Source organism: Streptomyces arenae (assembly GCF_022343545.1).
Classification (GTDB): Bacteria; Actinomycetota; Actinomycetes; order Streptomycetales; family Streptomycetaceae; genus Streptomyces; species Streptomyces humi.
Genome location: NZ_JAKQYH010000068.1, coordinates 14,241 through 26,724, shown reverse-complemented (window position 1 = coordinate 26,724; position 12,484 = coordinate 14,241). Strand labels below are relative to the sequence as shown.

The following is a 12,484-nucleotide window of genomic DNA, read 5'->3' as shown; positions in this document are numbered from 1 at the left end:
CGTGTTGCCGCCCGCATGACGACGAACGCGCCCCGGCCCGAGGTCCTGCGCTACACCGCCTTCTCCAGCAGCCCCGACGGCGGCAACCCCGCCGGTGTCGTGCTGGACGCGAGCGGCCTGGACGACGACGACATGCTCGCCATCGCCGCCGACCTCGGGTACTCGGAGTCCGCGTTCCTCACCGCGCCCCCGGAGGACCTGGCCGGCGGAGGGCAACGGGCGTATCGCATCCGCTACTTCAGCCCCAAGGCCGAGGTGTCGTTCTGCGGGCACGCCACCATCGCGACCGCCGTGGCGCTCGCCGAGCGGACCGGCCCCGGCGAGCTGGTGTTCGCGACCCGTGCGGGCACCGTCCCGGTGACGGTGACCCAGGAGGACGGCACGGTCCGGGCGACGCTCACCAGCGTCGAGCCGCACACCGAGGAGATCGCCGACGCCGATCTCGCGGAGGCGCTGGCCGCGCTCGGCTGGCCGGCCGCCGACCTCGACCCGGCCTTCCCGCCCCGCGTCGCGTTCGCCGGGGCCCGCCATCTCGTGCTCGCGGCGGCCACCCGCGCCCGACTCGCGGACCTCGCCTACGACTTCGCGCGCCTCGAAGCCCTGATGCACCGGCTGGACCTGACCACGGTCCAGCTGGTGTGGCGGGCGTCGGCCGAGGTCTTCCACGTGCGGGACCCGTTCCCGGTCGGCGGTGTCGTCGAGGACCCGGCGACCGGGGCGGCCGCCGCCGCGTTCGGCGCGTACGCCCGTGAGCTCGGCCTGGTTCCCGAGGACGCGGTCCTCACCCTGCACCAGGGCGAGGACCTGGGCCGGCCCGGCGAACTCACGGTCACCCTGCGCGCGGACGACCCCCGCGTCCGGGTGAGCGGCACCGGCACCCGCATCGCCTGACACCGCCGGTCGTACCCTGCCGAAGGCTCTCCCCCCGGCTCCGGCGGAAATCCCCTGGCGGCCCCGTCGGGACGGACCGCAGACTCGTCCCATGGCGCAGGACACGTCACAGGCCCCGGCCCAGGACACGGCACGAAACCCGGCCCAGCTCCCGGGGCCCGGTACGCCCCAGGGCCCCGTACCCGACATGGACGCCTTCCGTGCGGCAGTCGGTGCCTGGTTGCGAGGGGAAAGTGACGGGCCCGCGCGGGAGCTCGTGGGCCGGCTCGGCGTACGGGCGGCCGTGCTGCTCGAAGGGCCCAGTGACGTCGCGGCCGTCGGCGCGGTGACCGCGCTGCACGGACGGGACCTGGCCGCCGAGGGAGTCTGCGTGCTGTCGATGGGCGGTGCGATGAACGTCGGCCGTTTCGCCCGGCTCCTCGGGCCGCCCGGCCTCGGCCTGCGCCTCACCGGACTGTGCGACGAACGCGAACAGCCCTACTACGCCAGGGGGCTGGAGCGGGCCGGTGCTCCGCAGGACGGAGTCTTCGTCTGCGCCGCCGATCTGGAGGACGAACTGATCCGCGCCCTCGGCCCGCCCCGGGTCACCGAACTCATCCGCGCCGAGGGCGACCACCGGCCCCTGTGCACCTTCCTGAACCAGCCCGCCCAGCGGGGCCGCACCGCCCAACAGCAGTTGCGGCGCTTCCTCGGCACGAAGAAGGGACGCAAGATCCACTACGGCCGCGTCCTCGCCGAAGCCCTGGTCCCCACCCGCGTCCCGGCCCCCCTGAACGGCCTGCTCACCACCCTCTGACCGGCGCCCGACCCGCGACCAGAGCCGCGGTCCCCGACCGCAAGAGAGACGGCCGTCGCAGCAGCCCGGGACGCAGGTGGCCCGCTCCCAGTCAACCGGGACGCAGATGGCCCGCCCCCAGTCAACCGGGACGCAGGCGGCCCGCCCCCAGTCAACCGGGACGCAGGCGGCCCGCCCCCAGTCAACCGGGACGCAGATGGCCCGCCCCCAGTCAACCGGGACGCAGATGGCCCGCCCCCAGTCAACCGGGACGCAGGCGGCCCGCCCCCAGTCAGCCGGGACGCAGGCGGCCCGCCCCCAGTCAGCCGGGACGCGGGCGGCCCGCTCCCCGTCAGCGGAGACGCGGGCGGCCCGCTCCCGGTCAGCGGGTCGGCAGGCCCAGGGCCGCCGCCAGTTCCCGGTACGCCGGGAGGGGGTCGGTGTCGTCGCTGTGCAGGAGTTGCAGGGTCACGTGGTCGGCGCCCGCGTCCAGGTGGGCCCGCAGGCCCTCGGCCAACCGGGCCGGGTCACCGTGCAGGATCAGGGCGTCGAAGAGCCGGTCACTGCCGCCGTCCGCGAAGTCGGTGTCGTCGAAGCCGAGGCGGCGCAGGTTGCTGACGTAGTTCCGCAGGCCCAGGTACATGCCGAGGGTGGCGTCGCCGACCGCGCGGGCCCGGGTGCGGTCCGTCTCCAGGACCACCTTCTGCTCAGGGGCCAGCAGCGGCCCGGCGCCCAGGATCCCGCGCGCCTGCCGGGTGTGTTCGGGGGTGACGAGATAGGGGTGCGCCGCCGCCGTGCGCTCGGCGGCCAGGCGCAGTACGCGGGGGCCGAGGGCCGCCAGGGCCCGGCGCGCCACCGGCACGCCCTCCTTGTCGAGGACGTCCAGGTAGTCGTTGAGGGCCTGGTACGGCCGTACGAACTCCTTCGTCGCCTCCGGGTGGCCCGCGCCGACGCCCAGCAGGAAACGGTCCGCGTGGCGTTCGGCGATCCGCCGGTACGCCCGGGCGACCCGCTCGGCCGGGTTGGACCAGATGTTCACGATGCCGGTGGCGACCACCAGCCGTTCCGTGGCGTCGAGCAGTTCCTCCACCACGGCCAGGTCCGGGTCGGTCACGTTGCCGAGCCAGAGGGTGCCGTAGCCCAGCCGTTCCACCTCGGCGGCCAGCTCGGGCCGGGTCCGGGAGTGGCGCCACACACCGACGGCGCCCAGGTCGATCTCGCTTGTGATCTCGGTCATACGACGCACAACGCGGGCCCAACGACGCCTATTCCGATCACCGTCGAAGTAACACCCGCCCCCGGCGACCGCCGACACGCACCCTCGCTGATCATATCTCTGAATTTTCTTTACATACATGAACCTTGACGCGCCCACAACACGCTTCTAGCTTCCTTTAGAAAGCGCTTTCCAACACGTCCTCGTACCCATCCGAACGCACCCGAACGGACCCGAACGGACCCGAACGGAGACAACGATGCACGTGAGACCAGTAATCGCGGCCGTCGGCCTGGTCGCCGGCACGCTCGTGGCGTTGTCCGGCGCGCCCGCGCAGGCCGCGTCCACCGTGCTGTACGTGTCGCCGAGCGGCACCGACAGCGCGGCCGGTACCCAGTCCGCGCCGACCACGCTCACCTCGGCGATCAGCCGGATCGCCGCCGGCGGCACGATCTACCTGCGCGGCGGCACGTACGACTACTCATCCACGGTGACCATCCCGGCCGGCTCCGACGGCACGTCCGGCGCCCGCACCACCCTGTCCGCCTACCCGGGCGAGACTCCGGTGCTCAACTTCTCCGCGCAGAGCGAGAGTTCGTCCAACCGTGGCATACAGCTCTTCGCCAACTACTGGCACCTGTACGGCCTGACGGTCCAGCACGCGGGCGACAACGGGATCTACGTCGGCGGCAGCAACAACGTCGTCGAGCGGACGGTCACCGCCTACAACCGTGACACCGGTCTCCAGCTGGGCCGGATCTCCTCCAGCACGTCCAGCAGCGCGTGGCCCGCGAACAACCTGATCGTGAGCTCCGAGTCGCACGACAACGCCGACAGCGACGGCGAGGACGCCGACGGGTTCGCGGCCAAGCTGACCACCGGCACCGGCAACGTCTTCCGGTACGACGTCTCGCACAACAACATCGACGACGGCTGGGACCTGTACACCAAGACGGACACGGGCGCGATCGGCCCGGTCACCATCGAGTACTCGCTCTCCTACGGCAACGGCACGCTCAGCGACGGCAGTCAGAGCGGGGACGGCGACCGCAACGGCTACAAGCTCGGCGGCGACGACATCGCCGTGAACCACGTCGTCCAGCACGACATCGCCTACGGCAACGGCCACCACGGGTTCACCTACAACAGCAACCCCGGCACGATGACCGTGTCGAACAACGTGGGCATCGACAACGCCGAGCGCAACTTCTCCTTCGACAAGGGGACCTCGGTGTTCCGCACCAACACCTCGTGCCGGTTCGCCGTCGACGGCTCCAACGACAAGACCGTGGGCGACGCCGACGGTTCCAACCAGTTCTGGACCGGGACGAACGGCTCCCGCTGCTCCTCCTACGCGGGCACCCTCGGCTGGTCCTTCGCTTCCAGCGGCAAGCTGAACGTCACGTTCGGCGGCACGGTCGTCAACCCGTAGCCCCGCACCGCACACACCGCACGCCCCCGCCCACCGCCCGGCCCGGGTGTCCACACCCTGTGGACCCCCGGGCCGGCGCACGCGCCACGGGGAGGCGGGCGGAGCCCCGGTGCGGCCGGCGGCTACCGGCGGGGCCCGGCGAACCGGGCGAAGGTGTGGCTGAAGTACCAGGTGTCCTGGGCGATGCCGGAGCAGGAGTCGGAGCCGCCGGTGCCGACGCAGGTGCCGTTGTCGCGCTGGAGGGCCCAGAAGGAGAGGGTGTCGATGCCCCGGCCGGCGGCCCAGCTCGCGACCCGCGCGCCGTTCTGGGTGGTGAAGGTCTCGGCGGGGCCGTAGTCGTCGATGCCGGGCATCTCGGTGACGCCGACCGTGCCCCACAGCTGCCGGGGGCTCTGGTGCGGGTGGAGGGCGTGGAGCTGGGCGTAGAGGCCCTCGGCCGCGGTCTTCGTGTCGGTGGCCATGTCGTGGGCGGCGCCGTCGTAGTAGTCGAAGGTCATGATGTTGACGACGTCCACGCGGGCGTGGTTGGCGACGGCGTTCTGGAGGACGGCGAGGCCGTCGGCTTCCAGGCCCTTGGTGGTCGTCGGCAGGGTGTAGGAGAACTGGAGCGGCCGGCCGGTGCGTTCGGCCCAGCGCTCGGCCTCCGCGACCGCCTTGTTGCGCCGGTCGATCCCCGCGGTGTTCGCGAGGGAGTCCGCCTCGACGTCGAGGTCGATGCGGGAGATGCCGTACGTCGTGACGAGCTTCTCGAAGACCCCGGCGATGGCGCCCACGTCGGTGCAGCTGTCGGCGAGTTCGGTGCCGGTGGTGTCGGCGCTGTAGCCGCCGAAGGACGGGATCGCGCCGCCACCGCGGGCCTGGAGGGCGGTGATGTCGGCGCCGAGGACCGAGCGGTCGACCGGCCGGGTGGGGTCGCCGTTCCAGTCGGCCGTGCAGGAACCGGCCGCGGGGGTCTGGAGGAAGGCGAGGGTGAGGAAGTCGTTGCCGGAGCCGGCGGCGAGCGCGGCGGGGCTCTGGCCGGTCCAGGTCTCGAAGTAGGGGGCGGCGACGTGCGCGGGCATGGGCCGCGCGGCCGGGTGCGGGGCGGCGTGCGCGGCGCCGGACCCGAGGGTGACGAGCGCGGCGGACAGGGCTGTTGCTGCCAGGGCGTGCAGGGCACGGGTGCGTCTCATGGACGCCCATATTTGGACTAGACCAATTAACTGTCAAGGTTCTTTACAATCTCTGGACCGACCACCCGACGCGACATCAGGGGGCGGCACCCTCCCACCAGTTCCGACAAGTTCTGGCCAACAATTTTCAGGCGAAGATTTGAACTGAACATAAGAGAGTCATTAGTGTCTGTTGCCCCGAACCTCTGCTCGGAAGGAGTTCGCCTCCGTGGCGTCCCACCGTCGTCCCAAGCAGCCGAGCCGTGCTCGGGTCACCGTGCTCACCTCCGCGGCCGCCGCAGCCGTCGCCCTCTCCGCCCAGGCGGCCGACGCGGCGCCCAGTGAGAAGCCGAGCAAGAGCGAGGTCAAGTCCCGTGTGGACAAGCTCTACGAGGAGGCCGAGCAGGCCACCGAGAAGTTCAACGGGGCCAAGGAGAAGCAGCAGAAGCTGCAGAAGCAGATATCCGCGCTGCAGGACTCGGTGGCCCGCGGCCAGGACGAGCTGAACGAACTGCGGGACGGCATCGGCGCCATGGCGACCGCCCAGTACCGCAGCGGCGGCCTCGACCCCTCCCTCCAGCTGTTCCTCTCCGCCGACCCGGACGACTACCTGGACAAGGCGTCCACGCTCGACCAGCTGAGCGGCCAGCAGGTCGAGACGCTGAAGAAGATCCAGGCCAAGCAGCGTGAACTGGCCCAGGAGCGGGCCGAGGCGACCGGCAAGCTGAAGGACCTGGCCGCCACCCGCACCGAACTCGGCCAGAAGAAGAAGGAAGTCCAGGCCAAGCTCGCCGAGGCGCAGAAGCTGCTCAACAGCCTCACCGCCGCCGAGAAGGCCGCCCTCGCCGCCGAACAGGACCGCGCCAGCCGTTCTTCCAGCGCGCGCGTGGACCTCGGGAACGACACCTCCGCCACCGGCAGGGCCGCCGCCGCCTTCGCCGCCGCCAAGACAAAGATCGGCACCCCGTACGTGTACGGCGCCACCGGCCCGTCCTCGTACGACTGCTCGGGTCTGACGTCCTGGGCCTACGCGCAGGCCGGCGTCTCCATCCCGCGTACCTCCGAGTCGCAGTCGGCCATCGGCACCAGGATCTACTCGACCTCGCAGCTCCAGGTCGGCGACCTGGTCTTCTTCTTCAACGACCTGCACCACGTGGGCCTGTACGCGGGCAACGGACAGATCCTGCACGCCCCGCGCACCGGCACGGTCGTCCGCTACGAGTCGATGAGCACCATCGGCGGCCCGTTCATGTTCGGCGTCCGCGTCTGACCCGGCCCCGCGGTCAGCGGGCCCGGGTCCTCGCGTCCTCCAGGTAGTGCAGGACCGCCGCCACCCGGCGGTCCACCTGGTCGGCCGGGGACAGGTCCAGCTTCGCGAAGATGGACCGGATGTGCTTGTGCACGGCGCCGTCCGTGACGACGAGGCGTTCGGCGATCGCGGAGTTGCCGAGCCCTTCCGCCATCAGCGCCAGCACGTCCCGTTCGCGCGGGCTCAGCCGTTCCAACCGGGTGTCCTGACGGGAACGGGTGAAGAGCTGGGCGACCACCTCCGGGTCGATCGCCGTCCCGCCCGACGCCACCCGGTGCAGCGCGTCGAGGAACTCCTCGACCCGCCCCACCCGTTCCTTGAGCAGGTAGCCGAGCCCGCCGACCCCGCCGGTGAGCAGCTGGGTGGCGAAGCTCTGCTCCACGTACGCGGACAGCACGAGCACGGCGAGACCGGGGTGGCGGCGCCGGGCCTCGACGGCCGCGCGGATCCCCTCGTCGGTGTGGGTGGGCGGCATCCGCACGTCCAGGATGGCGACGTCGGGCCGGTGCGCGTCGACCGCGTCCAGCACCCCCTCGGCGGTCCCCGCCGCGGCCGCCACGTCCACGCCCTCGGCCCGCAGCAGCAGGACCAGTCCCTCACGCAGCAGCGGGTCGTCCTCGGCCAGCACGATCCGCAGCGGTTCGTCACGTTCCACAGGGCAGTTCCACTTCCAGACAGGTCGGTCCGCCCACCGGACTGGTCAGGCGGAGGGTGCCGTCGTGCGCCGCGACCCGGCGTCGGATCCCGGTCAGCCCGGAACCCCCGCCGTCGTCGGCGCCGCCCCGGCCGTCGTCCGTGACGGTCAGGGCCAGCCGGCCGCCCCGGACCCGCACCGTGACCGCGGCCCGCCCCGCGCCACTGTGCCTGGCGACGTTGGTGAGGGCCTCGGCGACCACGAAGTAGGCGGTCGCCTCGACGGAGGCGGCACAGCGTTCCGGCGCGTCCACGTCGATCCGGCACGGCACCGGCGACTCGGCGGCCAGACCCGACAGCGCCCCCGCGAGACCGCGGTCACCGAGGACCGGCGGCAGGATGCCGCGGGAGACCGTGCGCAGTTCGGCCAGCGCCTGTTCGGCGGCCGACTGGGCGCGCTCCAGGATCTCGTCGGCACGGGACGGATCGCGGGCCACCTGCCGGCGGGCGGCACCCAGCAGCACGGTGACCGAGACCAGCCGGTTCTGCGTGCCGTCGTGCAACGCCCGCTCGATGCGGCGCAGTTCGGTGGCGTGGGCGTCCAGGGCGGCGGCCCGGGTGGCGGTCAGTTCGGCGACCCGGAGGGACAGGTCCTGGTCGGGTCCGGCGGCCAGCAGACGCCGTCCGGGGGCCGCCTGGAGCCGGGCCATGGCCGGGGTCAGGCCCAGGATGACGGCGATGGAGCCGACGCCGAACATCGACACCGCGCACGCGTCCGCCCAGGAGTGCGCGGTGCCGTAGCCGAAGGAGGTGGCGGTCAGGTCCGCCGGGGCGAACCGCCAGTACAACGGGAACGTGGTGTCCCGTACGGCGGACAGCGGCAGCAGGACGCCGAGCAGACCCAGTGGCAGCCCGAGCGTGCCGTGCCGCAGCAGCCAGCGCAGCTCACGCCGGGTGGTGGGGTCGGTGAGCGCGAGCCGCGGCCGGACCGGCGGCCGGACCGGGGCGATCACCTCCGGCCCGCGCCGCCCGAGCCGCTCCCGCTCCCGCCCGGCCAGGGCGTGCAGCGCGCGCACCACCGAGGGGGCGAGGAGCAGGCCCACGCCGAGCGGTGCGGTCACCGCCGTCACCGCGAGCAGGAGCAGCAGGCCGAACGCCAGGGCGGCCGTACCGAGCCCGCCGACGAGCTCCGCGAGGGCGCCGCCCGCGGCCCGCAGCGTCCGCGCGGCCAGACCCCGGATCCCCTCGGCCCGCACCCCGGTGACGGCCATCCGCACCCCTTTCGGTCCTCGTCGACGACCTTATGGCGTACGCCGGTTCACCGCGTCCCGCGCACCCGGAAAGTACAGCCTGCTGTACCCCGGAACCGGCGGTCTGCGGGATCGGCCGGGGCCGGTCGCGGTCCGTAGCGTCGGGGCCGTGACGAAGGACGTCAGCCCCCAGCGGAGGTTCCCGTGGCCAGCACCGACCCCTACCGCATCACCACCCCGCCCCCCGTGGGGGAACCGGGCGCCGGTCCGGACCTGACCCGCGTCCTGCTGTGGTCCCTCGTGGTCCTGAGCGCGGGCGCCAACCTGGTGGCCTCGTACACCGGTGGTCCCCCCTGGCTGAACGTGGCGTGCGGTGCGGTGACCCTGCTCGGCGCGGGCCTCCTGCTGGCGCGTCGGCTGCGGGGCCGGCGATGAGGCAGCCGGCGCACGCGACCGCCGTGGACACCGCCCGGCGCGCCCCGGCCATCGCGCTGACCGGCGTCGGGAAGACGTACGCGGGTGGGGTACGGGCCCTGGACGACGTGTCGCTCACCGTCGAACACGGCACCTTCCTCGCCGTGATGGGGCCGTCCGGCTCCGGCAAGAGCACGCTGATGCACTGCGCGGCCGGCCTGGACTCGCCGAGCTCGGGCAGTGTCCGCGTCGACGGCCGGGAGATCGCCGGGCTGAACGAGACCAGGCGCACCGAACTCCGGCGGGAGCGCGTCGGGTTCGTCTTCCAGGCCTACAACCTGATCCCGTCCCTCTCCGTCGAGGACAACATCACGCTGCCGCTGCGGCTAGCCGGCCGCCGCCCCGACCGGGACTGGATCCGGGGCCTGGTCGAACGGGTCGGGCTGGCCGACCGGCTGCACCACCGGCCCGCCGAGCTGTCCGGCGGCCAGCAGCAACGGGTGGCGCTCGTACGGGCGTTGGCGGCCCGGCCCGCGGTCGTCTTCGCCGACGAGCCGACCGGCGCGCTCGACCTGCGCAGCGCCCACCAGGTCCTCGGCCTGCTCCGCGACCTCGTCGACGAGCTCGGCCAGACGGTCGTGATGGTCACCCACGACCCCGCCGCCGCGGCCCGCGCCCACACGGCGCTGGTGATGGCCGACGGCCGGGTGGTGGAGTCCCTCGACCACCCCACGGCGCCGCAACTCGCCGCCCGGCTGGCCGCGTTGGGAGACAGGTGAGCGCCGTGCTGCACTTCGCCCTGCGGATGGCCGCCCACCGGATCACCGCGCTGCTCGCCGTGGCCTGCGCGGTCCTCGGCGCCGCCGCCCTGGTCACCGCGACGGGTGTGCTGGCGGAGTCCGGGCTGCGGTCCCGGCTGCCGCCCGGACGGCTCGGCGGCGCGGACGTGGTGGTCGCGGCCGACCAGGAGTACCACGTCCCCGGCGACCTGCCGATCGCCCTGCCCGAACGGGCCTCGGTGCCCGCCGCGCTCACCGGTCGCCTGGCGAGGCTGCCCGGTGTCACGGCGGCCGTCGGCGACCTCGGTTTCCCGGCCGCCGTGACCGACCCGCACGGCCGACTGGTCCCGGTCGCCGACCAGGACCCGGCGACGGCCGGGCACGGCTGGTCCTCTACGCGCCTGCTCAGCGACCCTCGGATCGAGGGCCGGGCCCCGACGGCCCCGGCCGAGGCGGCGGTGGACGCGTCGACCGGCCTGTCCGTCGGCGACCACGTCCACATCACCGCGAACGGCCGCCCGCCCGCGCCCTACCGGATCACGGCCCTGGTCCACGCCCCGGACGCGGGGATCTACGTCACGGACACAAGGGCGAGCCAGTTGGCGAACAGGGTGGGGGAGACGACCACCGTCTCCCCCCGGGCCGGCACCGTCGACCTCGTCGGCCTCCGTGTCGCCCCCGGAGCCGGGGAGCGGGTCGCCGCGGAGGTCCGGGCGGCGGTCGCCGGGAGCGGACTCAAGGTGCTCACCGGGGCCGACCGGGGTACCGCCGTCGCCCCCGGTGTCGGGTCCGCGCGGTCGCTGCTCGTGCTGCTCGCCGGTTCGCTCGCCGGGATCGTCCTGCTGATCACCGGGTTCGTCACGGCCGGCGCCCTGGGTGTCGCGATCGCCGGGCAACGCCGGGACCTGGCGCTGATGCGGGCGGTCGGGGCGACCCCGCGGCAGATCCGGCGGCTGGCCGCGGCCCAGTCGACGGCCGTGGCCACCGTCGCCCTGGTCCCCGGCGTCGCCCTCGGCTACCTGCTGGCCGGCCGTTTCCGGACCCTGCTCGTCCACCGGGCCGTGCTGCCCGCCGAACTCCCCCTCACCGTCGGCCCCCTCCCGGCCCTGGCCACGGTCGTCCTGCTGCTCGCCGTCGTCGGCCTCGCCGCCCGCTGCGCGGCCTGGCGCACCTCGCGGATGCCGGCCACCGAGGCGGTCGCCGAGTCCCGCAGCGAACCCCGCACCCCGTCCCGGGCCCGCACGGTCGCGGGCCTCCTCCTCATGGCCGCCTCCTGCGCCCTGTCCGTCCCTCCGCTGCTGCAACGCACCCTGCTCGGCGCCTCCGCCACCTCCATCGCGGGCATCGTCGCCGCGATCGGCCTGGCGCTGGCCGGCCCCGCGCTGGTGCGGACGGCGGGCGAGGCGGTCGTACGACGGCTGCGGCCCGGGGTGTCCGCGCCGACCTGGCTGGCCCTGTCCAACGTACGGGCGTACGCGCAGCGCGTCACCGGGGTGGTCAGCCCGCTCGCCATGGCGGTGGTGTTCGTGCTGACGTACACCCTCGCGCAGACCACGGTGCTCGCCGCGACCGCGGACGACACCCGGACCGGGACGCCGGCCCAGTACCGGCTGACCGCGCCGGCGCTGGGCGGACTGCCCACCGGCACACCGGCCGCCGTACGGCACCTGCCCGGTGTCGAGGCCGCGGCCCCCGTCGGAACGACCACCGTGGTCTGGCCGTACCGCATGTTCGGCGACACCGAGACCGAGTCCGCCTCCGCGCTGGTCCTGACGCCGGCCGCGAAGGACGTCCTGGACCCCGGGGTGACACGGGGCAGCCTGTCGGCCCTCACCGGCGCCACGATCGCCGTCAGCAGCGAGGTGGCGGGGCCGCGCGACGCCGGACCCGGGGACCGCGTCCGGCTGTTCCTGGGCGACGGGGCGCCGGTCACCGCCCTGGTGGTCGCCGTCTACGACCGCGGACTCGGCTTCGGCCCCGTCGTCCTCTCCCACGACCTGGCCGCCGGGCACACCACGACGGACCTCGACGACAGCGTGCTGGTCCGCACGGACGGCACGGCCCGCGCCGGACGCGCGCTGACCGCGCTGGCCGCCGCCCGCCCCGGCCTCGCCCTGTCGGACGCGACGCCCGAGGCCGGCGCGGACACCCCGCCCGAGGTCTGGATCAACCTCGCCGTCATCGTCGTCCTGCTCGGCTATCTGCTGCTCAGCATCGCCAACCGGCTGGTCGCGGCGACGGTCCAGCGCCGCACGGAGATCGCCGCGCTGCGGCTGGTCGGTACGACGCCGGGCCAGGTCCTCGCGATGATGCGCCGGGAGGCGGGGGTGATCGCGCTGGCCGCGCTGGTCTCGGGGGTGGTGCTGTCGGCGCTGCCGCTGGTGCTGCTGGGCCAGGGCTTCCTGCACCGGCCGTGGCCGGCGGGGCCGGTGTGGCTGTTGCCCGCCGCCGCGCTGACGGTGCTCGTCACGTCGTACGCGACGGTGGAACTGCCGACGAGAAGAGCACTGAGGGTGCCGCCGGCCGAAGCGCTGAGAGCACCGTAGCCCCGTAAGGGGCGCGGGGAACTGCGCGACAAGCCACGACGGCGCCGCGGACGGCTGAGCACCGGATGTCCCGCGGCGGTCCGTCGTG

Annotated in this window: 11 protein-coding genes; 7 read left to right on the top strand and 4 right to left on the bottom strand. The window is 73.8% G+C overall.

The features are described 5' to 3' along the window. Positions 1-15: 15 nt before the first annotated feature. Both MB828_RS31100 and MB828_RS31095 read left to right on the top strand, forming a co-directional pair. Positions 16-891, top strand: coding sequence for a PhzF family phenazine biosynthesis protein (locus tag MB828_RS31100; RefSeq protein WP_301651078.1), 876 nt, complete (start codon positions 16-18; stop codon positions 889-891). A gap of 187 nt (positions 892-1,078) precedes the next feature. Next, positions 1,079-1,687: a TOPRIM nucleotidyl transferase/hydrolase domain-containing protein gene (locus tag MB828_RS31095; protein ID WP_301651163.1), complete on the top strand. Its 609-nt coding sequence runs from the start codon at positions 1,079-1,081 to the stop codon at positions 1,685-1,687. Positions 1,688-2,048: 361 nt separating this feature from the next. On the opposite strand, the gene MB828_RS31090 is transcribed toward MB828_RS31095, so the two are convergent. Beyond that, entirely contained in the window at positions 2,049-2,903 is an 855-nt protein-coding gene (locus MB828_RS31090; RefSeq protein ID WP_301651077.1) for an LLM class F420-dependent oxidoreductase, read from the bottom strand. A 238-nt stretch (positions 2,904-3,141) separates the two neighbouring features. Here MB828_RS31090 and MB828_RS31085 point away from each other — a divergent pair, with 238 nt between their 5' ends. Further along, the gene (locus MB828_RS31085) at positions 3,142-4,314 is read left to right on the top strand and encodes a right-handed parallel beta-helix repeat-containing protein (RefSeq protein ID WP_343236218.1); all 1,173 of its coding nucleotides are present in this window, start codon (positions 3,142-3,144) and stop codon (positions 4,312-4,314) included. A gap of 122 nt (positions 4,315-4,436) precedes the next feature. Here the strand turns inward: MB828_RS31085 and MB828_RS31080 are convergent, their stop codons facing one another. Further along, entirely contained in the window at positions 4,437-5,486 is a 1,050-nt protein-coding gene (locus tag MB828_RS31080; RefSeq protein WP_301651076.1) for a chitinase, read from the bottom strand. A gap of 208 nt (positions 5,487-5,694) precedes the next feature. Here MB828_RS31080 and MB828_RS31075 point away from each other — a divergent pair, with 208 nt between their 5' ends. Next, positions 5,695-6,735, top strand: coding sequence for a C40 family peptidase (locus MB828_RS31075; protein WP_301651075.1), 1,041 nt, complete (start codon positions 5,695-5,697; stop codon positions 6,733-6,735). Positions 6,736-6,748: 13 nt separating this feature from the next. On the opposite strand, the gene MB828_RS31070 is transcribed toward MB828_RS31075, so the two are convergent. Together MB828_RS31070 and MB828_RS31065 are read right to left on the bottom strand one after the other, a co-directional pair. Next, a complete protein-coding gene (locus tag MB828_RS31070) occupies positions 6,749-7,411 on the bottom strand; it encodes a response regulator transcription factor (RefSeq protein ID WP_301651162.1) in 663 nt (220 codons plus the stop codon). A gap of 7 nt (positions 7,412-7,418) precedes the next feature. Then, on the bottom strand, positions 7,419-8,678 hold the full coding sequence (locus MB828_RS31065) for a sensor histidine kinase (RefSeq protein ID WP_301651074.1): 1,260 nt from the start codon (positions 8,676-8,678) through the stop codon (positions 7,419-7,421). Between the two features lie 183 nt (positions 8,679-8,861). Here MB828_RS31065 and MB828_RS31060 point away from each other — a divergent pair, with 183 nt between their 5' ends. Genes MB828_RS31060 through MB828_RS31050 form a run of 3 tightly spaced genes read left to right on the top strand, consistent with a single transcriptional unit; the run spans position 8,862 to position 12,396 of the window. Further along, positions 8,862-9,092 (top strand): hypothetical protein, encoded by a 231-nt coding sequence (locus tag MB828_RS31060; protein ID WP_301651073.1) that lies wholly within the window; start codon positions 8,862-8,864, stop codon positions 9,090-9,092. Then, positions 9,089-9,850, top strand: coding sequence for an ABC transporter ATP-binding protein (locus MB828_RS31055; RefSeq protein ID WP_301651072.1), 762 nt, complete (start codon positions 9,089-9,091; stop codon positions 9,848-9,850). Before MB828_RS31060 ends, MB828_RS31055 begins: the two co-directional genes overlap by 4 nt. 5 nt (positions 9,851-9,855) lie before the next feature. Further along, a complete protein-coding gene (locus tag MB828_RS31050; protein ID WP_301651161.1) occupies positions 9,856-12,396 on the top strand; it encodes an FtsX-like permease family protein in 2,541 nt (846 codons plus the stop codon). Positions 12,397-12,484: the final 88 nt, after the last annotated feature.

Excerpts from the sequence above, each read along its gene's own strand:
- MB828_RS31100 (WP_301651078.1), top strand. The coding sequence starts at position 16 with ATGACGACGAACGCGCCCCGGCCCGAGGTCCTGCGCTACACCGCCTTC.
- MB828_RS31095 (WP_301651163.1), top strand. The coding sequence starts at position 1,079 with ATGGACGCCTTCCGTGCGGCAGTCGGTGCCTGGTTGCGAGGGGAAAGT.
- MB828_RS31090 (WP_301651077.1), bottom strand. The coding sequence starts at position 2,903 with ATGACCGAGATCACAAGCGAGATCGACCTGGGCGCCGTCGGTGTGTGG.
- MB828_RS31085 (WP_343236218.1), top strand. The coding sequence starts at position 3,142 with ATGCACGTGAGACCAGTAATCGCGGCCGTCGGCCTGGTCGCCGGCACG.
- MB828_RS31080 (WP_301651076.1), bottom strand. The coding sequence starts at position 5,486 with ATGAGACGCACCCGTGCCCTGCACGCCCTGGCAGCAACAGCCCTGTCC.
- MB828_RS31065 (WP_301651074.1), bottom strand. The coding sequence starts at position 8,678 with ATGGCCGTCACCGGGGTGCGGGCCGAGGGGATCCGGGGTCTGGCCGCG.
- MB828_RS31055 (WP_301651072.1), top strand. The coding sequence starts at position 9,089 with ATGAGGCAGCCGGCGCACGCGACCGCCGTGGACACCGCCCGGCGCGCC.